This window comes from Alloalcanivorax sp. C16-1 (assembly GCF_046507805.1).
Classification (GTDB): Bacteria; Pseudomonadota; Gammaproteobacteria; order Pseudomonadales; family Alcanivoracaceae; genus Alloalcanivorax.
Map to the genome: position 1 here is coordinate 548849 of NZ_JBKFTK010000002.1, position 26336 is coordinate 575184.

At 63.3% G+C, this 26336-nt stretch carries 24 protein-coding genes and 1 pseudogene; 13 read left to right on the plus strand and 12 right to left on the minus strand.

The window, feature by feature from the left end:
- The first annotated feature begins 294 nt into the window (after positions 1 to 294).
- Together ACLD0W_RS09720 and ACLD0W_RS09725 are read left to right on the plus strand one after the other, a co-directional pair.
- Positions 295 to 3954 (plus strand): Ig-like domain-containing protein, encoded by a 3660-nt coding sequence (locus tag ACLD0W_RS09720; protein ID WP_410307280.1) that lies wholly within the window; start codon positions 295 to 297, stop codon positions 3952 to 3954.
- A gap of 111 nt (positions 3955 to 4065) precedes the next feature.
- A pseudogene (locus ACLD0W_RS09725) lies at positions 4066 to 4594 on the plus strand (transposase); the annotation flags it as partial.
- Positions 4595 to 4789: 195 nt separating this feature from the next.
- Here the strand turns inward: ACLD0W_RS09725 and ACLD0W_RS09730 are convergent.
- From ACLD0W_RS09730 to ACLD0W_RS09750, 5 genes are all read right to left on the minus strand, one after another.
- Positions 4790 to 5485, minus strand: coding sequence for a hypothetical protein (locus tag ACLD0W_RS09730; RefSeq protein WP_410307281.1), 696 nt, complete (start codon positions 5483 to 5485; stop codon positions 4790 to 4792).
- Between the two features lie 132 nt (positions 5486 to 5617).
- On the minus strand, positions 5618 to 6313 hold the full coding sequence (locus tag ACLD0W_RS09735; RefSeq protein WP_410307282.1) for a hypothetical protein: 696 nt from the start codon (positions 6311 to 6313) through the stop codon (positions 5618 to 5620).
- A gap of 133 nt (positions 6314 to 6446) precedes the next feature.
- Positions 6447 to 7142, minus strand: a complete 696-nt coding sequence (locus ACLD0W_RS09740; RefSeq protein ID WP_410307283.1) for a hypothetical protein — start codon at positions 7140 to 7142, stop codon at positions 6447 to 6449.
- Between the two features lie 306 nt (positions 7143 to 7448).
- Positions 7449 to 8195: a DsbC family protein gene (locus ACLD0W_RS09745; RefSeq protein ID WP_410307284.1), complete on the minus strand. Its 747-nt coding sequence runs from the start codon at positions 8193 to 8195 to the stop codon at positions 7449 to 7451.
- 27 nt (positions 8196 to 8222) lie between these two features.
- Complete coding sequence (locus ACLD0W_RS09750) at positions 8223 to 8942, minus strand: FKBP-type peptidyl-prolyl cis-trans isomerase (RefSeq protein ID WP_410307285.1); 720 nt, start codon at positions 8940 to 8942, stop codon at positions 8223 to 8225.
- A 166-nt stretch (positions 8943 to 9108) separates the two neighbouring features.
- On the opposite strand from ACLD0W_RS09750, the gene ACLD0W_RS09755 reads away from it, so the two are divergent.
- Entirely contained in the window at positions 9109 to 9903 is a 795-nt protein-coding gene (locus tag ACLD0W_RS09755; protein WP_410307286.1) for a type II secretion system protein N, read from the plus strand.
- Positions 9904 to 9958: 55 nt separating this feature from the next.
- Here the strand turns inward: ACLD0W_RS09755 and ACLD0W_RS09760 are convergent, their stop codons facing one another.
- A complete protein-coding gene (locus ACLD0W_RS09760; RefSeq protein WP_410307287.1) occupies positions 9959 to 10678 on the minus strand; it encodes a transposase in 720 nt (239 codons plus the stop codon).
- Between the two features lie 788 nt (positions 10679 to 11466).
- Here ACLD0W_RS09760 and ACLD0W_RS09765 point away from each other — a divergent pair.
- From ACLD0W_RS09765 to ACLD0W_RS09790, 6 genes are all read left to right on the plus strand, one after another.
- On the plus strand, positions 11467 to 11868 hold the full coding sequence (locus ACLD0W_RS09765) for a DUF192 domain-containing protein (RefSeq protein ID WP_410307288.1): 402 nt from the start codon (positions 11467 to 11469) through the stop codon (positions 11866 to 11868).
- Positions 11869 to 12022: 154 nt separating this feature from the next.
- Entirely contained in the window at positions 12023 to 12415 is a 393-nt protein-coding gene (locus ACLD0W_RS09770) for a type II toxin-antitoxin system RelE/ParE family toxin (RefSeq protein ID WP_410307289.1), read from the plus strand.
- Positions 12396 to 12701, plus strand: coding sequence for a helix-turn-helix domain-containing protein (locus ACLD0W_RS09775; RefSeq protein ID WP_410307290.1), 306 nt, complete (start codon positions 12396 to 12398; stop codon positions 12699 to 12701). Before ACLD0W_RS09770 ends, ACLD0W_RS09775 begins: the two co-directional genes overlap by 20 nt.
- A gap of 62 nt (positions 12702 to 12763) precedes the next feature.
- Positions 12764 to 14200 carry a hypothetical protein gene (locus ACLD0W_RS09780; protein ID WP_410307291.1) on the plus strand — a complete coding sequence of 479 codons (1437 nt, stop codon included), beginning with the start codon at positions 12764 to 12766 and terminating at the stop codon, positions 14198 to 14200.
- Positions 14201 to 14320: 120 nt separating this feature from the next.
- Positions 14321 to 14641: a helix-turn-helix domain-containing protein gene (locus tag ACLD0W_RS09785; RefSeq protein WP_410307292.1), complete on the plus strand. Its 321-nt coding sequence runs from the start codon at positions 14321 to 14323 to the stop codon at positions 14639 to 14641.
- Positions 14642 to 14745: 104 nt separating this feature from the next.
- Entirely contained in the window at positions 14746 to 15132 is a 387-nt protein-coding gene (locus ACLD0W_RS09790) for a helix-turn-helix domain-containing protein (protein ID WP_410307293.1), read from the plus strand.
- 18 nt (positions 15133 to 15150) lie between these two features.
- Here ACLD0W_RS09790 and ACLD0W_RS09795 read toward each other — a convergent pair whose 3' ends face one another.
- The 5 genes from ACLD0W_RS09795 to ACLD0W_RS09815 all read right to left on the minus strand — a co-directional run bounded on the left by ACLD0W_RS09795 (position 15151) and on the right by ACLD0W_RS09815 (position 19645).
- Entirely contained in the window at positions 15151 to 15819 is a 669-nt protein-coding gene (locus ACLD0W_RS09795; protein WP_410307294.1) for a hypothetical protein, read from the minus strand.
- A 77-nt stretch (positions 15820 to 15896) separates the two neighbouring features.
- Positions 15897 to 16226, minus strand: coding sequence for a DUF3325 domain-containing protein (locus ACLD0W_RS09800; RefSeq protein ID WP_410307295.1), 330 nt, complete (start codon positions 16224 to 16226; stop codon positions 15897 to 15899).
- The gene (locus tag ACLD0W_RS09805) at positions 16223 to 17830 is read right to left on the minus strand and encodes a PepSY-associated TM helix domain-containing protein (RefSeq protein WP_410307296.1); all 1608 of its coding nucleotides are present in this window, start codon (positions 17828 to 17830) and stop codon (positions 16223 to 16225) included. Before ACLD0W_RS09805 ends, ACLD0W_RS09800 begins: the two co-directional genes overlap by 4 nt.
- Entirely contained in the window at positions 17827 to 18123 is a 297-nt protein-coding gene (locus ACLD0W_RS09810) for a DUF3649 domain-containing protein (protein WP_410307297.1), read from the minus strand. Before ACLD0W_RS09810 ends, ACLD0W_RS09805 begins: the two co-directional genes overlap by 4 nt.
- Before the next feature lie 112 nt (positions 18124 to 18235).
- Entirely contained in the window at positions 18236 to 19645 is a 1410-nt protein-coding gene (locus tag ACLD0W_RS09815) for an MATE family efflux transporter (RefSeq protein WP_410307298.1), read from the minus strand.
- A 33-nt stretch (positions 19646 to 19678) separates the two neighbouring features.
- Between ACLD0W_RS09815 and ACLD0W_RS09820 the strand changes: the two genes are divergently transcribed.
- The 4 genes from ACLD0W_RS09820 (at position 19679) to ACLD0W_RS09835 (ending at position 24148) form a co-directional block, all read left to right on the plus strand.
- On the plus strand, positions 19679 to 20209 hold the full coding sequence (locus tag ACLD0W_RS09820; protein WP_410307299.1) for an elongation factor P hydroxylase: 531 nt from the start codon (positions 19679 to 19681) through the stop codon (positions 20207 to 20209).
- An 82-nt stretch (positions 20210 to 20291) separates the two neighbouring features.
- Complete coding sequence (locus ACLD0W_RS09825) at positions 20292 to 20813, plus strand: sigma-70 family RNA polymerase sigma factor (RefSeq protein WP_410307300.1); 522 nt, start codon at positions 20292 to 20294, stop codon at positions 20811 to 20813.
- The gene (locus tag ACLD0W_RS09830) at positions 20810 to 21808 is read left to right on the plus strand and encodes a DUF4880 domain-containing protein (protein WP_410307301.1); all 999 of its coding nucleotides are present in this window, start codon (positions 20810 to 20812) and stop codon (positions 21806 to 21808) included. The genes ACLD0W_RS09825 and ACLD0W_RS09830 overlap by 4 nt, the downstream gene beginning before the upstream one ends.
- A 105-nt stretch (positions 21809 to 21913) precedes the next feature.
- Complete coding sequence (locus tag ACLD0W_RS09835) at positions 21914 to 24148, plus strand: TonB-dependent receptor domain-containing protein (protein WP_410307302.1); 2235 nt, start codon at positions 21914 to 21916, stop codon at positions 24146 to 24148.
- A gap of 66 nt (positions 24149 to 24214) precedes the next feature.
- Here the strand turns inward: ACLD0W_RS09835 and betT are convergent, their stop codons facing one another.
- Positions 24215 to 26233 carry a choline BCCT transporter BetT gene (gene betT / locus ACLD0W_RS09840; protein ID WP_410307303.1) on the minus strand — a complete coding sequence of 673 codons (2019 nt, stop codon included), beginning with the start codon at positions 26231 to 26233 and terminating at the stop codon, positions 24215 to 24217.
- Positions 26234 to 26336: the final 103 nt, after the last annotated feature.

The following is a 26336-nucleotide window of genomic DNA, read 5'->3' on the forward strand; positions in this document are numbered from 1 at the left end:
GTCTCTGAAAACCCCGTTTAACGGCTCTTCTGCCTATACAAGGGTAAGGACGCGCCGCTATTCTCAGGATGTTAAGCGTGAACGTGTTTCCACTTCAGGTTGAGGGTTCAAGAAAATACATCGCGCAGGAAAACTCTATTAAAACAAGGACTCGCGCTCCATCTTCTGCCCTGATTAAACGGCACCGATAGACGCGACGGCTGATTCGAAGACAAGCCGAACAAAAAGACGTTGATAACAATGAGGTCAAATATGAAACGTCGAGGAGCGACCATGATAAGAAAGATAGCGCCAGTGGCCGTGGCCTTGCCCGCGGCCATTCTGCTGGTCGCCTGCGGGGGCGATTCAAGCAGCCCCAGCGGCAGCGACGGGCAGGCAGCGCAAAATTCGCTGATCTATTCCTTCCCGCTGCAGGACCAGCAGGAAGTGCCCACGCCCACCCCGGTGGTGCTGCGCTTCTCGCAAAGCGTCTCCGGTATGGGCCTGGAAAATGACGTGGTGCTGCGCCACAACGGCGACGCGGTACCCGCCCAGGGCCGCCTGGCCGACGGTGGCAAATCACTGATCCTGACGCCGGCGAGCAAGCTCGACTATCACGCCGACTACGTGGTGGATCTCCCCGACAATGTTGAGATCAACGGCGCCCAGGACATCCGCTTCAGCACCCGGGCGGCGGAAGAGGGCATCAAAGCCAACGTCATCGCCGACGACACCCTCGACGTCATGCGCACCCTGCCCAGCGGTGGCGAGCAGGACCCGATGATGGACTTCTCCACCATCCGCATGCAGTTCACCCAGCCCCTGGACCAGCAAACGGTGCGCTACGGCCAGGGCGGCAACAACACCCTGCGTCTGGTGGACGGCGACGACAACGTCGTACCCGCCTGGGTGGTGGTCGATGGCCCCTACCTGACAGTGGATCCCAAGGAAGACCTCACCCCGGGCGAGACCTACCGCCTGGTGTTCGAAAACAACGGCGTGCAAAGCACCTACGGCGAAAGCTTCGCCTTCGCCAACGGCAACCGTTTCCGCTTCAACCCGGCCAGCTCCTTGGCGGAAGGCACCGATCCCAGTGAACGGCCGCAGCCGCTGGTACAACGCATCACCACCCCGGGCGACCAGGGCACCGGCAACGGCCTGTCCCCGCTCACCGGCGAGGAAATCAACAAGATTCCGGTGAACGCGGTACTGCTCGGTGACAGCGAAACCACCAACATGGCCGCCACCCAGCAGGAAGGCGACGTACTCGGTGACCTGGCGTTCCTGCCCCGTTACCCCCGCGTCTCCCCGCTGCGCATCCGCCGTGGCACCCTGCTCACCGGCAGCAGCATCGACGTGAAAATCGGCGGTGAAGTGGAAGCCGGCTTCGACAGCGGCGAAGTGCGCGTGCACTTCCTGTCCGACGCCAACGGCTACCTGATCCCCAACATCTACGATCCGGAAGGCCCGCGCATGGTGCGCCTGTTCATGGACGTGGCCATGAGCACCGAGGACGCCATCGCCAACGGCGGCGTGACCCAGAACATCACCCACCTGGAACTGATCGGTACCGTCAGCACCGACACCGGCGCCGGCGTCATCGACATCAACGCCGTGGGCGTGGTGGAACCGATGATCCTGGGCCTGGAACGTGGCTACGGCACCCTGAGCTTCCAGCTGCAAACCTACCGTGACCAGACCCCGCAACTGGTGGACCAGGTGCGTCAGCAACAGAACGACACCGTGGCGCCGGAACTGCAGAGCTGGACCATGGGTGACAACATCCTGACCGGCGACAACAAGGCCGTGCTGGCCAAGCCCGGCGACCCGATCATCCTGAACTTCGACGAGCCCATCGAACCGGGCAGCATTGAAGGCAAGGTGCACGTCTTCGACGCCACCAACCAGGAAATGGACATCCGCTATCACGTGGATGGTGCCGCGGTGGTAATCCAACTGAAGGAAACCACCCAGGAAAATGGCGAAAGCACCAAGGTGACCCAGCCCGGCTTCCAGCTGAGCCCGGCGGAGAACCCGAACGTCTACCGCGTGGAAGTGGACGGCGCCACCGACCTGGCCGGCAACATGGCCGTTGGGATGCCGCTGATCGAGCAGTTCGAGCTGGCGACTATCGTGCCGGATTATGATCTGACGGACCCGGAGGTTTCGCCGTTTTACACGCCGGCGGATACCTGGATTGCTCGCCGTCAAACGACACATGCACCAGTGATCCTGGCCGCTTATCCCGGCTTCCCCTGTGCTCTGCTTCCTGAATTTCTGGCTGCTGGGGGGAACACCGGGCTATTTGGCGCCGGCTCAGCCGAGTTGACGGATATAGGGCAAACATATCGTGACCTCGCTAATGGCGTTGCTGGTATGTGCGCTGGGGCCGCACCGGCCATCACCGAAGGCACCGAAAGAGAAAATCGTCCTGCAGATGATCGCATTCCGGTGATGGATATGCCTTCTAATTGGCCGATAATCGTGGCGTTCGGTAAGGAAATCGATCCGGCTACCGTCGTATTGGGCGAAACTTTCAAAGTGGAACGAATTGACGAGAATGAGCAGGTGCTCGGTGAAGTGGACGGCACGGTGGAGATGTCCGACATGACCCTGCGTTTCCAACCGGCGGAGCCTTGGCAGGCTGACGAATTGTATCGCTACACGTTGAAATCATCCGGTTGGGCCCTCTGCCGAACCGGGATTAATCCGGATTTCCGCATGGTTGCGAATGATGCAACAGAAATTAATGGCTGCGGCAGTGATGGCTCTTCGAGCACTATCGTGGCTTCTTCCGACCACCGGGCTTTTGAATGTGGTGTGGATGCAATATGCGACAATGAAGGGCTGCCGCTGCGGACTATGCCGTTGGGTACTAGCACTGCGAGAAAGAGAAATCCGAATAGCACTTTCAGGAAGTATAACGAAGTCACATATGGCCCCTCGATAACAGCTGGTGGGCCGGAGATGGTTCAATTCTTCCGGGGGGCAATGGCGAGCTCCAATGTGTTGCAAGTCTTGCGGACACAGCCTGTCGCGGATACAAATCGCAACTTTGCCAGTGATCGTTCTAATCTCGGTGCCGGGGACGATGATATTCCTGAACTCATTAACTTTTTTGTTATGAATACTGGTGGCGACCCCGAAAGTTCACGGTTTGTGGCGGCGGGGGAGTTTGACTTTGACATCGAGGAATACGGCCCTGCAGGTCCTCTGCAGGCGGGAGATCCAGGTTATGGCCTGTATCCCGACTATGATCCTGGTGGCGTTAAACCCGCGAAAAACAGTGCTAAAATTCTTTCACGATATGATTCGCAAGGTCCGGCATTGGCGTTGAGTGGCGCAAATGTCGGCTGTAGTTACGATTCGGAGTTTGATATAGGCAACTTCACCAGTTCTGTCGGCACTCCTTTCGAATGTCCGGAGAATAAGTTTACCTATCTGATCTCGGCCGCAATCGCGGAAGTGACGGATGAAGTGGATGCCAATGGTCGCGTAAAAGTGAAACTGTGGCCGTCTATTGTTATGGGTACTTCTCTGGATTTCTATATTGATACGAATGTGTTTGGCGCGGTGTTTTACGCAGCTGGCACTCTCTCCGGACCACAGGTATTGCGGATGCGTTATGAGGGTGCTAACAGCAATGAGCCTGTCACCGGTTGGATTTCCGAGCAGGGGCAAGGTCCGGTGCTTGGAATGGATATGAACCTTTATGTCGATGCTCCCTATGCTTTTGAATGGGATCCCATTACCAACCCGGGGGATTTGAAGTCCTATGAGATAGGGATGAGTCTTGAGGGCGGCGTGACGTTCCTGGATGACGGTCGTATGGAGGTTGAGCAATACAATACCAATGCCGTGGATCTCTTTATCGATGTATGGGATGCTGGCAATGGAAATAATGCCGGGTATTTGGATCTCTTTATTCCTGAATATGGCAACAGAATCAACATGATTTCTGAGCCTATCAAATAGCGTTTGACTAATATCTAGAAGATTAAGGGTCCCGAGAGGGGCCCTTTTTTTTGGGTTTGACCCGTTCTGAATAGAGTGGACACATTCCAGCCCTGATTGTGGGAGAGCGTTATGAATCAACGGGTTAAACATACGCAGCGAGATTACACCCTGGCCTTTAAACAGGCGGTGGTGGACGAGGTGGAGCGCGGTGAGTTGACCTATAAGCAGGCCCAGGCCCGCTACGGTATTCAGGGCCGCTCGACGGTACTAAAGTGGTTACGTCGATATGGCCACCAGGACTGGAGTTCTGGCGCCCCCCACCGTGCGAGTCGGAGCCCTACCGTGGCGAAGTCCCCACCTACCCCAGAGCAGCGGATCAAGGAGCTTGAGGAGAAGCTGCGTCTGGCCGAACAGAAGGCCGAGTTCTTCGAAGCCGTTGTCGATGTCATGGAGAAGGACTACGGGGTGACGGTAAAAAAGCGGCCCGGCAAGTCCTCACGCAAGAACGCGTTGCCGGATTGACCGTTGGCAGGGCGTGATTATCTGTTCCAGGTGCTTCTGGCGGCGTCTATTGGTACCCCGGTGGCAGGTCTACTACAAGACCACGCACAGCCATCACCGCTGCCGGCGTCACCAGAACCTGCTCAAGGCGAGCCCGGGGTCGCCAGCCGGCCGAATCCGGTTTGGCTGGTAAGCGCCCGATGCGGTGCATCGGGCATTCTGATAAGGAACAGGTGTACCTATTCCAGGGCTAGACAGTGAAGGGCGATATTAATGGTGGCTAGGCACCCTATGCCAAATTCTCTAGGCGGTGGCGGTCCACCGGCGCCTTGGTAATCCAATCCTATCTATTCTAGCGAATATCCAGAGAGGTGGCGTTCGTCACCGTCAGAGTGCCGTTTGCCTCACAGCCTTCGTCATCTTCGTCACATGAGTAGATCGCGGACGAGAAATCGAGGCGGGCACCTATGCCTGGGGTGAAGAGCAGGCCATGCATATGGCCTCCAGTTATACGAGTAATACCAAATGTGCTGAAGTCGATGGGGCCGATATTGCTGTTGTAGGTGGTTGCGTTAGCCACATAGGGAATGAGGTTTTCGCAGCTGTCATTGAACGGGCAATGGCTGCTGATGCTGGTGTCTTTGGTGTACCAGGGGAACCCCTCCCATCCGATAAGGGCGCAGTAGGCGCCTCCTGACATGCTGGCTGAATTCACCCGTAGGCCGATGCGCCAGTTGCCATCTTTGTCCTGACATTTCTTTATTTGGGCTCCCCAGGTCCAGGTGCAGTTGAAGTTCAGGCCGCTACAGCCCCATGTCGTTGCTCCGCTGAACTCAAAGTCCTCGCCGTTGGTTGGCAGGCCGTGCCATTCTCCGGCGTAGTCGCCGGAGCCGTTGAAGAGATAGGTGGTACCGCTTACCTCGGCTTCGATGCAGGGTGCCGTGCCACCGCCTTGGCAGGGGCCAGTGTCCCAGTCTGCAGCCGCAAGGCTGGACAGCGACCAGGTGGCCGCAGCGAGAAATGCTGAGAGTAGAAGGTCCCGTTTCATGTTTTTATCTCCTTGATCGTTCAGGTAGGCCCACCATGAAAAACGCCCCGGTTGGCCGGGGCGGGAGAAGAAGGCGTCCAGCGCCTTGTCTCCAAGGGCCGGGCGCTGGAGCCAATGTTACGGCACTTCTTGTTACTGGATATCCAGTGAAGTGGCATTCGTTACGGTCAGGGTCCCGTTTATTGAGCAGCCTTGATCCTCATCGTCACAGTCATAGAACTGCGAGTTGAAAACCAAATTTGCGCTAGTGCCCGGGTTAAACACGACTTCGTGTAGGTGGCCGTTTTCAACTCGTGGGGTACCAAAAATAATATGATCAATAGCGCCTAAGTTATTGGTATAAGAAGAAGCGGTCGCATCGTAGGCAGTAAAGTTAGAGCAGTCATCAGTAAACGGGCAGTGGCTGCTGTTAGCTACATCTTTGCTATACCAAGGGAAACCGCTCCACGTCAATAATCCGCAGATAAAGCCGCCAGTCATACTGGCCGAGTTCACTTGGAGTCCTATGCGCCAGTCATCATTTTCGTCCTGGCATTTCTTTATTTTTACTCCCCAGTTCCAGGTGCAATTCGCGTTCAGACCGCTGCAGCCCCATGTCGTTGCTCCGCTGAACACAAAGTCTTCACCAGTGGTGGGCAGACCGTGCCACTCCCCGGCATGGTCACCAGTGCCGTTGAAATGGTAGGTGGTTCCGCTTACCTCGGCTTCGATGCAGGGCGCCGTGCCGCTACCGGGGCAGGGGCCTGTATCCCAGTCCGCCGTCGCAAGGCCGGGCAACGACCAAGTGGCCGTAGCAAGAAATGCTGAGAGCAGAATTTTCCTTTTCATGGTTTTATCTCCTTGATCTTTCAGGTAAGCCCACCATGAAAAATGCCCCGGTGGGCCGGGGCGGGAAGAGAGGGCGTCCAGCCCCTAGTCGCGTAAACGACCGGAGCTGGCGCCACTATTGCTGTGTTTTCTGTTACTGAATGTCCAGGGAAGTAGCGTTCGTTACCGTCAGGGTCCCGTCCACGGTACAACCTTGGTCGCTTTCGTCACACCCGTAGAACGAGGAGTCGAAATCGAAGTTGGCACCGGTACCCGGGGTGAAGGTTACGCCGTGCACATGGCCGCCGCTAACACGGGAAATGCCGAAAACGCTGATGTCGATGGCGCCGAAATTGCCGGTGTAGCTGGATGCACCCGGGGTGTACGGGATGAAGTTGTCGCAGTCATCGGTGAACGGGCAGTGGCTGCTGATGCTGGCGTCCTTGGCGTACCAGGGGAAGCCGCCCAGAGTAACAGCGCTACAGCCGAAGCCGCCGGATACGTTGGAGGAGTTCACCTGCACGCCGATGCGCCAGTCCCCGTTGGAGTCCTGGCACTTCTGAACCTTACCGCCCAGGGTCAGGGTACAGTTCAGGTTCAGACCGCTACAGCCCAGCGCCGTCGCGCCAGCGAACTGGAAGTCCGCACCGGTGGTCGGCAGGCCGTGCCATTCGCCGGCATGGTCGCCCGTGCCGTTGAAGTGGTAGGTGTTGCCATTAACCACGGCTTCGATACAGGGAGCGCTGCCGCCGCCCGGGCAGGGGCCGGTATCCCAGTCCGCTGCCGCCATGCTGGACAGTGACCAGGCGGCCACGCCGAGAACTGCTGAGAGAAGAAGTTTCGTCTTCATGATGAGTCTCCGTAATTGTTTGTATGTCGGATACTGCGGTTTGTACCGCCAGTTCAACGTAGCAAGGATTTTTTACGGAGGCTTGTGTTTAAAATGGCCAGCGTTTCGTTATTTTTAGCATTCTCTTTACATTCAGCGACTTAACGTTCTTCTTGTGACCCGGGATGTGGAGGTGCCGCTTTTAAAAAGAAGGGGAAAACGATGTTTTCCCCGGGAGAGGCTACTTAAAAGAGAGAAGTGAACGGTTTCTCAAAAAGATAAAAAAGGCCCGCGCGTCGGGGAAGAGCATGCGGGCCAGGGTTTAAATCAATTGATGTTGGCGGTGTCATTAATCCCGGCAATCACTTCTTTCGGCGACATATATCCGCCCAGATTACGGCCGTCCGGGCTGAACACCGAGGGGGTGCCGCTTACACCCAGGGTTTGTGCCATTTCGTACTGCTCGGCCACCGGTGCCCGGCAGGGCATGACTTTCTGGGTAAAGGGTTGGCCGGCGAAGGCGTCATTCAGGGCGGCCTGTGGATCCTCCGCGCACCAGATTTTGGCCAGATCGTGGGCCACCGGGGTATTGATGCCCGAACGCGGCAGCGCCAGGTAGTGCACGGTGATGCCCTGCTCGTTCATCTCGTCCATGTGCGCGTGGAACTTCTTGCAGTAGGGGCAGGTGGTGTCCGTGAACACATAGATTTCATACTTTTCCTCGCCGCTGGCGGGGTAGGTGATGGTGGTGCCCGGATTCACCGCCTGGAGCATTTCGGCCCGGTCTTCCTTCTCCCGGCGTTCGGTCAGGTCCACCAGGGTGTCGTCGGAGAACACCATCAGCCGACCGGAGAAGACATGGTCGCTGCCCGGCGAGCCATAGATGAACTTGCCGTTGCTCAGCTTGATTTCCTTGATGCCCTCCACCGGGCTGTCGCTGATGCTTTCCACGCTCAGGTTCGGGTTGGTGACCGCCAGGGCTTCCGCCACCCGCTCACGGAGATCCGCCGTGGCCAGGCCGGGGAGGACCAGCGCGATAAACAGAACGTTCAGAATAGAGTGATATGGTCTCATGGGTGTGCCCCCTTCCAATGGTGGTTATCAGCTTCTGTCGATCACTTCGACCAGTTCCAGTTCGTAGATCAGGGTGGATTGCGGCGGAACTTCCTGGCCGCGGCCCTGCTCCCCATAGGCCAGCTCCGGCGGCAGGAAGATGCGCCATTTGTCGCCTTCCTTCATGTGCAGCAGCGCCTGCTGCCAGCCGGGTATCAGCACACCCATATTCATGCGCACGGGCTCACCACGGGCCAGGGTGCTGTCCACGAAGCTGCCGTCGATCAGCACGCCGGCGTAGTTCACGCGCACCGCATCGCCGGGTTTCGGGCTGGCGCCGCCCTCGGAGGCTTGAAGGACCTCGTACTGGAGGCCGCTTTCCATGGTTTTCACGCCCGGACGTTGCTTGTTTTTCTCCAGGAAGGCCCGGCCGGCCGCCGCGTTGCGTTCCATGGCCTGGCGCTTCAGTTCCTGTTGTCGTGCGGTGACTTCTTTCTGGTAGGCGCCGGAGGCTTCGCTGGCGGTTTCCTCATCGAGCAGCAGTTCGTTGCCCTTCAGCTTGTCCTGCAGTGCCAGCAGGAACAGGTCCGTGTCCAGATCGTTTTGGGCCAGGCTGTTTTCAAGTTGCCCGCCCAGAAACATGCCGGCGGCGTACGAGGCTTTTTGCTGGGTGGTTTCCAGTTCCGGGGCGGTGCCGGTAGCGGCCGGGTTGTGGCTGCACCCCGCAAGAAACACCAAGGACAGGGCGCCGAGGGTAAGAGTCCTCATTTTTCCTCCTGATTGTTTTGTTGGATATCGTTCTGATATCAGGCTGATGTGTTCGAACGTGTTGCCGGTGTTGTTCTCCGTGTTGTCCTCAATAAAGAGAGGTATATATTATTTAAGTTCCTTGTAAAACACGTTGGATGACGCGGATTTTTGTCGGGTGCCTATGTTGAGTCAGAAGATTGCTCTTAAATCGTTGTTTCTGCTGGTATTAATTTTTTCATTCATTATTTTCTTTTACGTCAAAGGGAATAATGGCACGGACAATGCGCCTGAAGAGACGCCGCGGGCGGCTTTAACGATGCCGTCGAAGTCCGGTGTGTCGGCGCCACCGGTGTCGCCGCCGAGCACGGTGCCGGCAAAACCGGTTACACCGTTGAAAATGCCCAGCGAGCAGGCTTTGGCCCTGCTGGCTATCTTTCAGGCCAACAGCCCGCTGGCGTCGGCGGTGATCAGCACGGAAGGTTACGGTGCCTATCAGTACCGCGTGGGCGGGGTCTTGCCCGATGGCGGGGTGCTGACCGCCATCCAGCCGGCGGAAGTGCTGATTTACCGCAACGGCAGACAGATCACTTTGCGTATTCCGTCCATGGGCGGTGGTGCCACCACCTCCAGTGTCGAGACCGGGCCGGTGGCGCCGGACCACCCCAAGCTGCCCTGGCAGGTGGTGGACTTTATGAACAAGATGGACCTGACTGCGGTCAGCGATGATGCGCCGGACGGTTATCTGGTGGGGGAGGGTTTCCCCAAGAGCGGTACCGAGGAAGTTGGGGTGAAGCCGGGCGATACCATCGTGGCGGTGAACGGCTATCCGGTGGGGGAATATCACAGCGACTATCTGGTATGGCTGTCGTTCAAGGATCAGTACCGGGCCAGCGTGTTGGTGCGTCGGGAGAATGGAGAGGAATTCTCGTTCTACTTTCCGGATGATTTGAAGAGTGTGAGTGTGACGCCGGGGGGGTGATCCGGACACGCTGCTCTCCGGCCAAGACTGGCCGGAGAGCGCGAGTCGGCGGGTTCTAGCCTTCTTCCGTGGAGAAGTCGTTGGGGTTTTTCTTGCGTCGCGGCCGGCCCGGGCCGCGGTTCAGCGCCAGAATCCCGTACTTGCGGTAGACGTATTCCACGAAGCGCTGGGAACCGGTAAGCCGGTTGCGGTACAGGGCGGTATTGATCAGATCCATTTCCTTCTCGTCCAGGCCGTTACGCATGTACGTCTTGAACGCGTCGGCCCGTTCCTCGATGTCGTCGCCGAGGCGGGCATACTCCTCCGGATCGTCCAGCCAGTATTGGTCGGTCTTGCCCAGCCGCATGCGGTAGCTGCTGTTCTGGTAATGGTAGGCGCTACCGGCCAGCTTGTGCAGCACGGGCAGGCGTTCCACATAGCAGATACACGCCATCAGCCAGTTGCCCGGTTCGATGGGGCTGGCGCGAAAGCGGGCCTCCCAGGGTGAGCGTTCGCCGTAGACACCGCGTCGCCGCAGGGACGTACGGCAGGTCAGGGCCTTGATAAAGGTTCCCAGAAGGTTGGGGTTTTCGTGGGGCGTGGCCACCAGGTGAATCCGGTCGGGCAGCAGCGTCCACGCGTGCAACTCGACGTTGTAAACATCACGCAGTTCGCGGAGTTGGCTCACGAAGTGCCGATAGTCCGCCTTGTCGTGAAACACCTGTTCGCCCTTGCGGGCCTTACGCAGCACATGGTGAGGTACATCAGCAAGCAATAAGCGCTCCGTGCCAGTCATGATCGTCTCCTTCCAGTTGTCCTTTGGTTTTTTATTGACGATTCGGGGGCCTGGCTTATTGAGCCAGGCCGGACATTCCGACTTCGCTCTTCGGCCAGTGGTCTCCCGGATCGGGCCATGCAGGGCTCGGGCCCCGCCGATGGCCGGGACTACAGGGTGTTCGCGATGTTCTTCCGACGGGTACTGCGCAGCAAACGCTGGGAGGGTCGGATATGAGAGTCTCTACTTCGGAGTATCATGGGACCTCCTCGGTATCCGGTTTTCGGGGCTGAAAAAAAGCAGGTGCGGCGGGCCTTTCCTTGTGCCGGCGCCGCAGGGCTTAACAAGCCACGTTTACCGGGAACGTCTTGTTGTTTTTTATGTGATACGAATCTCCCTTTTAATCCTGCACCCCGTTGTCTTTCCTTGCCGGGGCGCGCCGCGCGTTTTTGCACGGTCTGTAAACCCTAATCGATAATTGCGTATCGGAGAATGTCATTTTCTGAAAAGGCACTTTTTGCCTGATGAAAAAGCGGCGATTTATGGTACCGTATTGCCAATAAATTCAATGACTTATACATCTTGTGCGATAAGACTTGACCCGACGAACGGTATCAAAATCCCGATAAGCGGTAGGTTTTGGTAAATCGTCTTGACTCATGGGACAGGGAAACCCTGGTTTTACCACGGAAACCCCGCGTTCTCGGGGCTTTGAAAGGTGAAGAGCGTCGATGTTCCCCCTCAGAAAGCTCGGAACGGGCATATTAGCGGTCGTTTTATTTACCCCGTTGGCGACCGGTAATGAGTCCTTGCCGCGCGATTTACTTTGTGTCGGTGACCCGCAAAGACCGGTGCGGGTGGAAGTGGCGTCCACCCCCGAGCAGCGTGCTCGGGGTTTGATGGAGCGCGACCGTCTGGCGGCGAACGCGGGCATGTTGTTTCGCTTCGATCCGCCGGCCACGGCGGAGCAGGGGTTCTACATGTACCGCACGCGGATTCCGCTGGACATTGCCTTCCTGGACGCCGACGGCCGCATCCTCGACATCCAGACCATGACCCCCTGCGACAGCCGCGTGGCCGTGCTGTGCCGCGTGTACCGCCCCGGCGAGGGCTACCACCAGGCCCTGGAGGTCAACGCCGGCTACTTCCAGCGCCACGGCATCCGCCCCGGCGACCGCGTCCGCCCCGCCCGGGGCGACACCTGCCGTTAGACCGGCCGGACGAAGTGGCTTACAAGCCGACACCCAAATCTCCTACAGCAGACTCCGATATCGCCTCATGACCCCGACGGGGCGGTTCGCGCACGCTCTTTGTCTGGCCGGAAATTCAACGATTTCCGAATGTGGCACTGGGTGGTATGATTGGATGAGTGTGCGGATTTTCAAGAACCGTACGTTTGCCCGCTGGGCGCTGAGCGAGCGCATCCCTGACTCAGCTTTGGTTAGGGCTGTCGCGGAGATGGAGGCCGGTTTGATCGATGCCCGACTCGGGAGTGGTCTCTGTAAGAAGCGGATTCCGGTCGGAGCAAGGGGCAAACGGGGAGGAGCCAGGGTGGTGTTGGCGTTTCGGGCCAGTCGCCGGGCCATCTTCCTATTCGGTTTTGCCAAGAATGAAAGATCGACCCTCTCTGTATCAGAGCAGAGAGCGTTAACCAGGCTGGCCCGCGAGCTGTTGAGCTATGGCGATGTTCAGATCGAGCAAGCTTTGCGGCACCGAGCGATCATTGAGGTAACGGACGATGGCAGCAAAGATTCTTGACGCGGTTCATGGGACCGCCCGCGATTTGGCCGCGGCGGGCGTGATGGACACGACGACATTACGCGAATTTGATGCGCTCTGTTTGCCGGCCGTCAAGCACCTGCAAGCCGCAGATATTCGCCGACTTCGCAGGCGTTACAAAGTCAGTCAGGCGGTATTCGCCGCTTACCTGAATACGTCATTATCCACGGTCCAGAAGTGGGAGCGTGGCGATAAAACCCCCAACGGCATCTCGTTGAAATTGCTCAATCTGGTGGAGAGCAAGGGGCTGGAGGTACTGCTTTAGCCAAGCCCGGATTCGGGGTATGGTCATTGATGAAATCCGATTCCGAGAATAAGAAAAGCCCTATGCAACCACGTCCCGCTTCCACCCTGGCCTTGCTCCGCGATACGGACGCGGGGATGCAGGTTCTGATGCTCCAGCGCACCCATAAAGCCGTGTTCATGCCCGGGTTCTATGTGTTTCCCGGCGGGGCGGTGGACGCGGACGACCAGCGGCTGGCCGGGCGCCAGACGGTGCGCGGCCACGACGCGGCGTCCGCCAATGCGCTGCTGGGCGTGGAGGAGGGCGGTCTGGGTTATCTGGTGGCGGCGCTGCGTGAGAGTTTCGAGGAGGCCGGGCTGCTGCTGGCCCGGGACGGTGGCGGCGCCTGGCTGGGCGCGGACCATCCGGCGCTGGCGGCACGCCATGCGGTGGCGGCGGGCGAGGTGGCGCTGTCGTCGGTGTGCGGCGAGCACGGGCTGACCCTGGCGCTGGACCGCGTCGCCTATCTGGACCATTGGGTGACCCCGCCGGGGCCGCCGCGTCGCTTCGACACCCGTTTTTTCGCCGCCGAGGCGCCGCCCGGGCAGGTGCCCGACCACGACGGCCAGGAGACCATCGACCATTGCTGGCTGACCCCCGCCGAGGCGCTGCGCGATCGCCGCGAGGGTCGCCGGGAGTTCGCCACGCCGACCATCGCCGTGCTGCGCAAGCTGGCCGAGTTCGAGTCCGTGGACGCGGTGCTCACCTACGCTCGCGAGCAGCGGCCAAAGGCGTTTCCCACCCGTCCGTGGCCGGCGCTGAAGCGCGGTGAAACGGTATACGTGGAGCCGGGGCGGCCGGCCTACGACGAGCTGGTGCGGCTGGACCCGGAGGGGCAGGGGCGGGCCCGCGCCGCCATTGAGCCGGGGGAGTGGGTGCGTCTGGGGGAGCATCTGTGGCGGCTCACCGCCGACCCCGAGGGCGACGGGCCCGGCTTCAACAGCTATCTGCTGCGCCGGGACGATCAGGTGCTGCTGGTGGACCCGGGGCCGGGGCCCGGTGCCCATCTGGAGCGGCTGATGGCGGCCTGCGCCGGGCGCCGGGCCACGGTGCTGACCACCCGGCCCGGCGATCAGCGCGCGGCGCTGGCGGCCCTGCGCGCGGCCACCGGCGCCACCCTGGTGGGGCTGCAGGCGGACGCCGACCAGCGGCCGGCGGCGGGCCGGCCGTTCCGCTGTGCCGGCTTCGAGCTGACGGTGCTGCCCCTGCCGGGGCAGGCGCCGGATCATCAGGCGCTGCTGTGGGGCGAGGAAGGCATGCTGTTTTCGGGCACCGCGGTGCTGGAGCGCTCCCTGGCGCGGGGCTATTTGCCGGCGGCGGACAACGACGCCTATGTGGATGCGTTGGGCGCGCTGCTGGAGGCGCGGCTGAACTGGATCGCCCCGGCGCGGGGTTTTTTGATGGGCCATCCGCACAAGGTGATCGATCACCTGATGACCCAGTGCCTGAGCCGGGTGGGGCGCCCGGCGGCTCAAGCCTGATCACGGTTTTCCTACAACGCCGTACGCCATCGCTTACATCGCAACGCCCGGATCTCCTCTTCCTTCGCGCCCCCGCGCCGCCCATCCTGGCGGCAAGCCTGTTCAGCCAGGGAACCCGCCATGTCGGAGGATCGCACCCCCTACCGCACCCGCACGCCCGGCCCCACCGAGACCTGGGTGGACCGCCTGTTGGAGCACAGCCGCGCGGAGCTGGCCCGCTTGCCGCTGGACACCGAACTGGACGGTACCCACCTTACAGCCGTGCTGCGCCTCACCGGCCTGGACCGTTTCCAGCTGGCGCGGCTGCTCGGCGTCGACCTCGCCACCCTGGAGCGCTGGGAGCGCGGCGTGGGCGTCCCGCACGGCGCCGCCCGCACGGTGTTGCTGGTGGGCCTGAGTTTCCCGGAGGTGCTGAGGGCCTTCTTCCTGACCCACAATTAAACTTTTGCGCTCTTTTCTATTGATTCGCCAGCCGTGCAGAGCGAACCTTTGCGAATCAAGCAAAGGTCACAGTGCGAAGAAATCACAAAAAAGAGGAGAGCGGCATGGACATCGGGGCGGGTTTGAAGCGTCAGCGGCTGGCGCGGGGGGCTACCTTGAAGCAGATCGCCGATCTGTGCGGTACCGACGCCGGCAATTTGTCCCGGGTGGAGCGCAATATCCAGGACGTGAGCTTCCAGCGGCTGTCGCGCATTTGCGCCGCCATGGAACTGCGGGTGGTGGATTTCCTGACCCAGGTGGAGCACTGGGAAAACGCCACCACCCTGCCGCCCAGCGCGCTCACCAAACGCCTGCGCGCGATGATGCGGCTGTTCGGCGCGGTGTCGCGGCGCGACCAGATGCTGCTGCTGGCCCTGGCGCGGGGCATGGCCCGCGCCGGTAACGACGAGGACAAGCCCCGTGGTCGCCGCCGGGGGCCTCCGCTGGCCTGAGCGCCGGGCCCGCCCGGCTCAGTGCCGGGTGGCGAGCATGGCGATGGCCGCCAGGGCCTCCGGGTCCCGCTCCTTGAGCCGGTTGGCGATGCCGTGCTGGAAGAAGTACCGGAAGTCCGGTTCGTCCTGGGCCGCCAGCAGGCAATCGTCGCCGGGCAGCACCGGGGTCTGGGTGACCCGGTCCTCGTCGGCCACCATGGCGCTGGCGCGGCCGTCGGGGAACAGCCGCCAGCTCACCACTTCCATCAGGCTCAGGGTCTCGAACTGGTCCTCGGAGAACACCGCGTGGGTGCCGATGGTATCCGGGATCTCCTGCACGCCGGTCTTGCCGAAGAACGCCACCGCCTCGTCCAGCTCGCGCACCTTGTGGGGCGGCGCCTCGCGGAACAGATAATCGCTGCCCGGCAGCCGGTAGCCTTCCCAGCGGCCATTGAGCGGGTCGGCCAGATCCGGGGCGGTCACCAGCTGCTTGAGCCACGGCACCACGGCCACGGTGTCGCCGTTGTCCAGGCGCGCCCAGGCCAGGATCTTGATCGAGAACAGGGTGTCGGGGTGCTGGTCGTTGGCATAGAGCAATTCCATGCCGTCGTACTCGGGAGAGAGTCGAAGAATCGGCGGCGAGGAATCCCGCCGTCGGGGGATAAACGGCAACACGTTGTTGCCGCGAGGGTCACGCCGGTTTGCCATAAGAGCCTCCGCGTACGCCGCTGATTTCAGCGTAGACGCACAGCGAAAAGCGCGCAAGCGTTGTTTGTGGTCGGCGCTTAAACCACGAGCCCCACGCACGCCAGCACCGGCAGCACCAGCGCCAACGGCACCGCCAGCCGGGGGCGGTAGGGCAGCAAAAACACCAGCGGCAGCCCGGCCAGCGTGACCATGCCCAGGGTCATGGACAGGGCCAGCCCGGTGGGCCAGCGGTACTGGCAGCCGGCCATCATCAGTGCCAGCAGCGCCCAGCCCAGCACCCGGAACACCCGCAGGCGGCGCTCGCCGGGTTTGCGGCCGAGCATGGCCTCGTGGTGGCGTTTCATGGCCAGCGCCAGGGCGGTGAGGCCGGCGTAGCCGAGGGATCCGATCAACGGCAGCACGGTCATGAGGCGGTTTCCCCTTCGGGCAGAGCGCGGGCGGCGCGGCCCGCCCGCGCCGGTTTGCGCACCGGTCGGTGGCCGGCCAGGCGCCACAGGGCGTAGCCGGCCCCGGCGGCGATCGCCAGGCAGACCAGATCGAAACTGGCCAGGGCGCCGTGGCGCCAGGCGATGGCGCTGAACAGGTGGCTGTGGGTGGTGGCCAGGTTGACCAGGGGCACCGCCAGCCACAGCAGGGCCAGCGCCGCCAGTTGCTCGATCCAGCCACGCCGGTGCGGGCGCACCAGGGCGTGCAGCAGGGTGGCCAGCCAGGTCAGAAAGAACACGCGGATTTCCCAGCTCTCGCGGCCGGCCAGGTCGGCGGGCAGCAGCCGGTTGGCGATAAAGTACCCGGCCATGGCGGTCATCAGGCCGGTGATCGCGGCCATGTTCAGGCCGTTCACCAGGCGCAGGTTGAAGCCCGGTTGGCGGCCGCGCAGTTGCTGGCTGCGCTTTGACACCCACAGCAGCATGCCGGTCACCGCCATGGCCGAGCCGACCACGCCGAACAGGAAGAACAGCCAGCGGGTGGCCGGGTCGGCGAAGCGCGCCAGGTGCAGGTTCACCATCAGGTTGTAGATGCGCGCCGAAGCGCCGTCGTCGTACAGGCCCGGTTTCGTTTCCAGCAGGTCGCCACGGCCGTCGAACACCAGGGTGGGGTTGCCGCCCCGGCGCCGGTCGGTGATCGCCGCTTCCTTGCCGGTGCTGATCTCGATGCGGGCGTTGTCCCGGTTCGGCCAGCTCACGCTGATGCGTTGGGCGGGCTGGCCGAAGGTGGCCTCGGCCCGGTTCACCAGCGGCTGGATGGCGCCCACCATGGCCGCCGGAGAGCCGCCGGTGGCGACCGCTTCCTGGCGGGGAAAGACGTCGTTGAAGAAGCCCCGCCAGCCCTCTTCATAGGCCGCGTTCATGCCCCAGGGCATCAGCATCACCATGAAGATCAGCAGGCCCGAATAAGTGATCATGAAATGAAAGGGCAGTGCCAGCACGGCGGTGGCGTTGTGCGCGTCCAGCCAGGAACGCTGGCCTTTGCCGGGGCGGAAGGTGAAGAAATCCTTGAAGATCTTCTTGTGGGTGATCACGCCGCTGACGATCGCCACCAGCATCATCATGGTGGCCACGCACACCAGCCAGCGCGCCCAGATACGCGGCACCCCGTAGAGCTCAAAGTGAAAACGGTACAGGAAGTCGCCGCCCCGGCTGGCGCGCGGGGTCAGGATCTCGCCGCTGCCGGCGTCCATCTCCACCTGCTCGCCGTGCCGGCGCCCGCCGCCCTCGGCGGCCTCCGGGGTGTCCGGCTGCCAGCGCAGCTCGGCCACCGGGGACCGCTCTTGAGACAGGATGATGTCCCAGGCGCGCGCATCCGGCGCCGTCGTGCCCAGGGTCGCCCAGGCCAGTTCCGGGGTGGCTTCCGAGGCCACCGACTGGTGCAGCTCCGGGGCCATCCAGAAGGAAATCTCATCGCGGAAATACGCACTGGTACCGGTGATGAAGATGGCCACCAGCAGCCAGCCCAGCAGCAGGCCGCTCCAGGTGTGCAGCCAGGCCATGGATTGTCGCAGACCGCCTTTCATGCGCCCCCCAGCCAGGCCAGGGCGGCGCACAGGGCCGCCGGAATCAGAATGCCGCCCCAGGCCCGGGCCAGGCTGCGAGTGCCGAACGCCCACAGCACCGCCCCGGTGTAGATCACGAACGAGAGCAGGGTGCCGGTGAGCACCGCGTCCGCCCGCGCCATCGGCAGCCACAGGGCCAGAGCGGCGGTGGCCGCCGCCGCCAGGGCATAACCGCCGAACACGGCGACCACGGCACGCAAGGCCACGCCCAGGCGCGGCGAGCCGGCGAGCCGTTGGGAAGAAAGTTTGGACATGGCATCCCCGACGCCAGGATTAAATAAGAATCGTTATTATCCGCATATAGGAAAGGGATGCAATGGAGAATGCGTTCTTTGTCCGTCCGATCACGGCTGAAGCGCAACGCCGTCAGGCGGCTTGCTCCACGGTTGCCTCGTCCTGCCGCGCGGTCGCCGCCAACGGCTGCCGCAGCCGCCAGCGCAGGCGCAACGACAGCAGCACCGCGGCGGTGGTGAGGCCGGCCACCAGGCCGATCCAGAAGCCCGCGGGCCCCATGGCCGGCACCCACAGGTCGGTGAGGCCCAGCACATAGCCCAGCGGCAGGCCCACGCCCCAGTAAGCGAACAGGGTCATCACCATCGGCCAGGCGGTGTCCTCGAAGCCGCGCAAGCAGCCGTTGGCGCTGACCTGCACCGCGTCGGAGATCTGATACAGGCCGGCGAACAGCAGCAGATGGGCGGCCAGCTCGATGATCCCCGGATTGCCGGTGTAGATATGGGGAATCCAGGCGCGGGTCAGCATCAGCAGCAGACCGGCGGCCAGGCCGATGGCGGCGGTGATCAGCAAGGAGCAGCGCACCGCCACGGCCAGGGCATCCCGGTCGCCGCCGCCCCGGGCGCGGCCCACGCGGACGGTGGCGGCGATGGCGAAACTGAGCGGCAGCATGAACACCAGCGAAGTGAAATTCAGGGCGATCTGATGGCCGGCCACGGTCTCCGGACCCAGCCGGCTGATCAGCAGGGCGATCACCGAGAAGATGCTGACCTCGAAGAAAATCGACAGCCCCACCGGCAGGCCCAGGCGCAGCAGGTAGCCCAGGCTGGCCGGCTCCCAGTACCGCTGGCGCAGGGTCAGCCGGGCCGGACGGTAGATCGGGTGGCGCTTGATGTAGCCGCCCATCATCAGCGCCATGGACCACATCACCAGGCTGGTGGCCCAGCCGCAGCCCACGCCGCCCAGGGCCGGCAGGCCCAGCTTGCCGTAAATCAGCAAGTAGTTGGCGGGAATGTTGATCAGCAGGCCCGCCACGCTGATCAGCAGCACCGGCCGGGTGTGGTTCATGGCCTCGGTGTAGCTGCGCAGGGCCAGCAGCACGGCGGCGCCGGGCATGCCCCAACTGAGCGCATCCAGGTAGCCCTGGGCCAGCGGGCGGATCGCCGGGTCCACGTCCATCAGGTGCAGCACCGGCGCCATGGCGCGCAGAATCAGGGCGCACAGCAGCCCCAGCCCCAGCGCCAGCCACAGCCCCTGCTGGGCCAGCGGGTTCACCCGGTGGTAAGCTGCGCCGCCGAGATGGCGGGCCAGCACCGGGGTGGCGCTGGTCAGCACCCCGGTCATGAACAGGAACAGCGGTACCCAGATGCTGGCGCCCACCGCCACCGCCGCCAGATCAGCGGCGCCCACCCGGCCGGCCATCACGGTATCCACGAAGCCGTTGGCGGTCTGCGCCAGCTGGCCGCCGAGGATCGGCAGGGCGAGACGAAGCTGCGCGAGGTATTCACGACGATGCAAGGACATGGTGGACCAGGGTCGGGGCACGGGGCGGCTACCATACCGCAAAGCGGCGCGCCGGTGCACCGCGCCGCCGACCTGGAAGCGCTGTTCCACGACACCTTTCACGCCGACTTCGCCACGGTACTGGAAGGCGGCTTCGAGGAGCCCGTCTATCTGCCCGGCGCGCCCCACCGGATTCGCTATACCCGTGACTATTTCCGTAGCGCCCTGCACGAGGTGGCGCATTGGTGCGTGGCCGGCCCGCGCCGCCGGACGCTGGAGGATTACGGCTACTGGTATGCGCCGGATGGCCGTGACGCCGGCCAGCAGGCCCGCTTTCTGACCGTGGAGGTGCGACCCCAGGCGTTCGAGGCGCTGTTCTGCGCCGCCTGCGGGCACGACTTCCGGGTGTCGCTGGACAACCTGGACGGCGACCCCGGCGACGCCGATCGCTTCGCCGATGACGTGGAGCGCCTGGCCCGGCGGCTGATCGGGCAGGGACTGCCCGAGCGCCCGCGCCGTTGGGTGGCCGCCCTGGAGACGTTCTACGGCACCACCGACCGTTCCCTGGCGGCGCGTCTGAGTGCCGTTTTCCCGACCGCGCCCTGACCGCCCGGGGCTTGCCTCCCCTGGGCCCCTGCTTTATATTCCACTGCTATTGATAATTATTCCTATTTGTATTTGCAATCTCATGGCTGCCACCACCCTCAATGCCGCCCGCAGCGCCGATGTGGGCGCGCTCTACAATGATCACGCCCGCTGGTTGTTCGGCTGGCTGCGTGGCCGCCTTGGCGGCAACAACGCGGACGCCGCCGATCTGGTGCAGGACACCTACGTCCGCCTGATCGACTCCGGGCGCTACCCGCCGCCAGGGGAGGGCCGGGCCTTTCTGACCCGCATCGCCGGCGGTCTGGTGATCGATCTGCACCGGCGGCGCCGTCTGGAAAACGCCTATCTGGAAGCGCTGGCCGCCCGGCCGGCGCCGGTGGCGCCGTCCGAGGAGGAGCGCGCCCTGGTGCTGGACCTGCTGGTACGCCTGGATCAGGTGCTGGACCGGTTGCCGGGCCGGGTCAGCCAGGCGTTTCTGCTGTCGCGCTTCGAGGGCCTGACCTACGCGGCGGTGGCGGAGCGGCTGGGCGTGTCCCAGGCGGCGGTGCGCAAGTACATGCTCAAGGCCACCCTGGCCTGCCTGCTGGCGCTGGACGAGCCATGAGCGAGGCGTCCCATTCGCTGAGCCGTTATGCCCACCGCCACGGTCTCGATCCGGCCCGGCTGGAAGCCGCCCTGGACTGGCAGGTGAGCCTGTGGTCCGGCGACCCCGACGAGAGCCTGCGGCGGGATTGGGCCGCCTGGCTGGCCGCCCACCCGGACAACCAGCGGGCCTGGGCCCAGGTGGAGCGGCTCGCAGGCCGGCTTGGCGAGGTGCCCCAGGACGTGGGCCGCCACTCCCTGGCCCGGCGCGGTCCGCGTCTGGGGCGCCGGCAGGTACTCGGCGCCCTGGCGCTGCTGGGTGTGGGCGCGCTGACCGCGCGTGGCGGCTGGGTGCAGCGCTCCCTGGCGGACTGCCGGGTGGGGCCCGGCGAGCAGCGTCGCCTGACCCTGCCGGACGGTTCCGGGCTGATGCTCAATACCGCCAGCGCGGTGAACCTGGCGTTCCAGGGCGAGCGCCGCATCCGCGCGCTGCCCGGGAGCGAGATCGCCCTGGACAGCCGGGGCGCCGGCGGCACACCGCTGTGGATCGAGATGGCGGAGGTGCGGCTGGGCGCCGCCGACAGCCAGGTGGTGCTGCGGGATTACGGCGAGCGGCTAGGGGTGTCGGTGTTGGCGGGCCGGGTGAGTGTGCTGTCCGGGCCGGGCGCATTGAGGTCCATCGCGGCCGAACCGCCTTTGGTGACGACACTGGCCGGCGGGCAAGCCGCCTGGCTGTCCGCTGATGGGGTGCGGCGTTTCCCGCTGGACCGGGACGCGGCGCTGGACTGGACCCGAGGCGTGCTGCGCGCCGACCGGCAACCGCTGGGCACTTTCCTGGCCGAGCTGGGCCGCTACCGCCACGGCCTGCTGTATTGCGACGACGCGGTGGCCGGGCTGGTGGTGTCCGGCGCCTTTTCCGTGCGTGACACCGATTACACCCTGGAATCCCTGGCCCAGGCGCTGCCCATCGCGGTGCATTACCGCACTCCCTGGTTGGTGCGCGTGTCCGCCGCCTGAAAAAAAATCCATTTGGGCGTAGCACTTTTCCGATCTGGTTCGGGGTACCGGTATAGCCACCGGATTTTCACCGGCAAAAAACTCACCCCTGCAAAGGATCGGAGAATGAAGCGTTCTTCCACGTCACGGCGTCGTCTGCCCGCCGCCGGACTCAGCCTCGCCCTGTTCGTTACCGCTCTGGCGCCGCTGCCGGCGGCCGCCGCCGAGGCCCGTGATTACCGGATCGAAGCGGGCCGACTGGATGGCGCCCTGAGCCGTTTCGCCAGCGAGGCCGGCGTCACCCTGGTGATCGACGGTCGCCTCACCGACGGCAAAACCAGCGCCGGCCTGGAAGGTTCCTACCGGCCGCGGGCGGGCCTGGAAGCGCTGCTCGCCGGCACTGGCCTGGAAGCGGTGCGCCAGCCCAATGGCAGCTACCGGTTGCGGCGGCTGCCGGAGAGCGTCAAGGGCGAACACCGTCTGAATCAGATCAACGTGACCTCCGCCTCGGCCTCCGGCCGGGAAGTGGACGTGGTCAACGCGCCGGCCAGCATTTCGGTGATCGGCCAGGAAGAACTGGAAGGCAAGTCCTACCGGGACATCACCGAGGCGCTGCAGGATGTGCCCGGCGTATACGTGGACGACGGCCCGTCCGGCAAGGGCGGCACCGAGGAAATCTCGATCCGTGGCATGGACAGCAAATACACCCTGATCCTGGTGGATGGCCGCCCGCAGGGCTCCGGGCAGTCCTATTACAACGGTTTCGGCAGCGGCGCGGAATACGGCTGGTTGCCGCCGATCTCCGCCATCGAACGCATCGAGGTGATCCGTGGCCCGATGTCGTCCCTGTACGGCTCCGACGCCCTGGGCGGGGTGATCAACGTGATCACCAAGAAAACCCCGGACCAGTGGGGCGGCAACCTGACCCTGGAGCGCACCTGGCAGGAAAACCACGACTCCGGCGACTACCAGCAGCAGCGCTATTACCTGAGCGGCCCGCTGGTGGCGGACACCCTGGGCTTCACCGTCAGCGGCTCGCGCTACCTGCGCGACGAGGACGAAATCGAAAGCGGCTACCGCCAGTTCGACCGGGACAACACCACCGCGCGCCTGACCTGGACGCCGGTGGAAAACCAGTCCCTGTCCCTGGAGGCCGGTTACTCCACCCAGGAAAGCGAAGGCAGCGCCGTCAACACCGGCTCCGATTCCGAGCTGTACACGGTGCGCCGCCACCAGGCCATCAACCACGACATTCTGTGGCACGGCAACATCGACACCCAGAGCTGGGTGCAGCGCGAGGAGCTGGAAAACCAGACCCAGAACGCGCTCTACGAGCGGGTCACCGCCAACACCGCCACCGCCGTGCCGATCGGCGACCACGTGCTGACCGTGGGGGGCCAGTACCGTGAACAGAAAACCGAGAACCCGACCCGCGCCATCGGCGAACCGAACCTGGAACGCTGGGACATGGCGCTGTTCGCCGAGGACCAGTGGTTCGTCACCGATCCGCTGGCACTGACCGCCGGCCTGCGCTGGGTGGACGACGAGAACTACGGCAGCGAAGCGGTGCCCCGGGCCTACGCGGTCTATAACGTCAACCCGGCGTTCACCGTGAAAGGCGGTGTCAGCGCCGGCTATCGCACGCCGGATCTCAAGCAGGGCGATTCCAACTGGGTGGAAGGCGGCGGCGGCCGTTCCGTGGACGGCGGCGACATCGGTAACGACGATCTCAAGCCGGAAAAGAGCCTGACCTACGAACTGGGCGGCCACTGGCAGGCCGACAACGGCGTGGAAGCCTCGGTCACCGTGTTCCACACCGACTACGACGACAAGATCGAGAAGCCGATCCTCTGTGACCGCATCGACGGCACCGACGTCACCTGTCTCTATCAGGGCTACGACTACGAGAAGCTCTATCAGTACACCAACGTGGACGAAGCCCGCATCCGCGGCGCCGAGGTGACCTTCGCTTTCCCGATCGGCTACCGGGTGTCGGTGAACACCAACTACACCTTCACCGACAGCGAGCAATTGTCCGGCGCCAACAAGGGCAACCCGCTCAATGATCAGCCCCGTCACCGCGCCAACATCGGCGTGGACTGGCGCGCCAACGACATCACCCGGCTGTGGGCCAAGGCCCGCTACAAGGGCCGCGCGGAGCAGGTGGCCGGGCGCGGCGGCCTCACCGAGGAGTACCCCAGCTACACGCTGGTGGACACCGGCGTGGTGTACGGCCTGACCGACATCGTGGATGTGTACGCCAGCGTGCAGAACCTGTTCGACAAGACCGTGGGCAACGACAACTTCGGTCGTATCCTGGACGGTCGTCGCTACAGCGCGGGGATTTCGGTGAATTTCTGAGGGGGATCGCGACTAAAGTCGCTCCTACACCGCTTCCTTGTAGGAGCGACTTTAGTCGCGACGGTTTTATCGAAGCATGTGCAGGAAGTGCATGTGCTTCTCGTACTGATCCAGCACGTCGCTGATCACCTGCTCCCGGGTGAAGCCCATCAGGTCGTAGTCCTGACCGCCCTCGCGCAGAAACACATCGGCGCGGAAATACTGATCCGTATCCGCGTGCCGTTTGGAATGATCCAGCTGACGCATGGTGATCGACGGCCGCGCATAGCCGCGCACGCGCACGCCATAGATAAAGTCGGTTTCCCGGGCGTGGCTGACCACCAGGGTGGCGCGGTCGTCGCTCTCACGGACTTCCACTTCCAGGCCGTGGCCACGCAGCTCGTCGGCCACCGCGTTCAACGCCGGGGTCGCCACCTCGCGGACGAAATGCAGCACCCGGGCCCGGTTGGGGAAGCTCACCATGCCGCGCAGGCGGGTTTTCCAACCGCCGGTCACCGGCGTGTGGCCCACATGGATGGTGGCCGGCGCGGTGCCCAGGTTGGTCTGGAAACTCTGGCGGCGGATGCCCTCGATGCGCAGCGAACGCAGCAGGCCGAAACAGGCCAGCAGCAGCACCATGGCGAACGGCAGGGCGGAGGCGATGGTGGCGGCCTGCAGCGCCCCCAGCCCGCCGGCCAGCATTAGCGCGATGGCCACGATGCCCTCGGAGCTGGCCCAGAAAATGCGCTGCCACAGCGGCGTGTCGTCGTGGCCGCCGGAGGCCAGCATGTCCACCACCATGGAGCCGGAGTCCGACGAGGTGACGAAGAACACCACCACCATCAGCGTGGCCACCCCGGAGATAAAGCCGGACCAGGGGAACTGTTCCAGGAAGTGGAACAGCGCCACCGCCTTGTCGTTGTCCACCTGGGCGGCCAGTTCCGGGTAGGTGCCGTCCAGAATCATCTGAATGGCGGTGTCACCGAACACGGTCATCCAGAACAGGGTGAAGCCCGCCGGCACCAGCATCACGCCCAGGGCGAATTCGCGGATGGTACGGCCCCGGGACACCCGGGCGATGAACATGCCCACGAACGGCGACCAGGAAATCCACCAGCCCCAGTAAAACAGGGTCCAGCCGCCCATCCACTCCTGGGGTCCGTTCTCCGCCTTGGGCTGATAGGTGTAGAGGTTGAAGGTCATGTTGACCAGCTCGGACAGGTAGGCGCCCAGGTTCTGCACATAGGCCTTGAGCAGGAACACGGTGGGGCCCAGCGCCAGCACGAACAGCAGCAGCAGGAAGGCGAGGCCCAGGTTCAGCTCCGAGAGGCGGCGGATGCCGCCGTCCAGGCCGGTGACCACGGAAATGGTGGCCAGCCCGGTGATGCCGATGATCAGGCCGGTCTGCACCCATTCGTTCTTGGGAATGCCGAACAGATAGGTGAGGCCGGCGTTGACCTGCTCCACCCCGAAACCCAGGGAGGTGGCCACGCCGAACACGGTGCCGACCACCGCGAACACGTCCACCGCGTGGCCCATGGGCCCGTAGATTTTCTTGCCGATCAGCGGGTACAGCGCCGAGCGCAGGGTCAGCGGCAGGTTATGGCGGAAGCTGAAATAGGCCAGGATCAGACCGACGATGGCGTAGATCGACCAGGCGTGCAGCCCCCAGTGGAAGAAGGTGGCGCGCATCGCCTCCTTGGCGGCGGCGATGGTGCCGGGGTCCGCCAGCGGCGGGTCACTGAAATGCAGCACCGGCTCGGCCACGCCGAAGAACATCAGGCCGATGCCCATGCCCGCCGAGAACAGCATGGCGAACCAGGACGTATAGCTGTAATCCGGTTCCGAGTGATCCTTACCCAGTTTGATGTCGCCGTAGCGGCTGATGGCCAGAAAAAACACCAGCGAAATCAGAATCGCCACGGTCAGGATGTAGAACCAGCCCGCTTCGGAAATGATCCAGTCCTTGATGTCGGTGAAGAACGTTTCCGCGGTTTTCGGGAGGATCACCGAGAACAGCACCATGGCGGCGATGATCGCCACCGAGGAGAAGAAAACGGGCGGGTTGATCAGGACCTTGGGCCGGCTTTCCGGGGCTTGGGCCATCGTGGGGCTCTCCTTATCCATGGGCCGAAGTGAGGCAATCCCCAGAGGCTAACATAGCTTGTTCGTGAGCAAAGCGTGAGGTCGGATCGCGACGTCAGTCGCG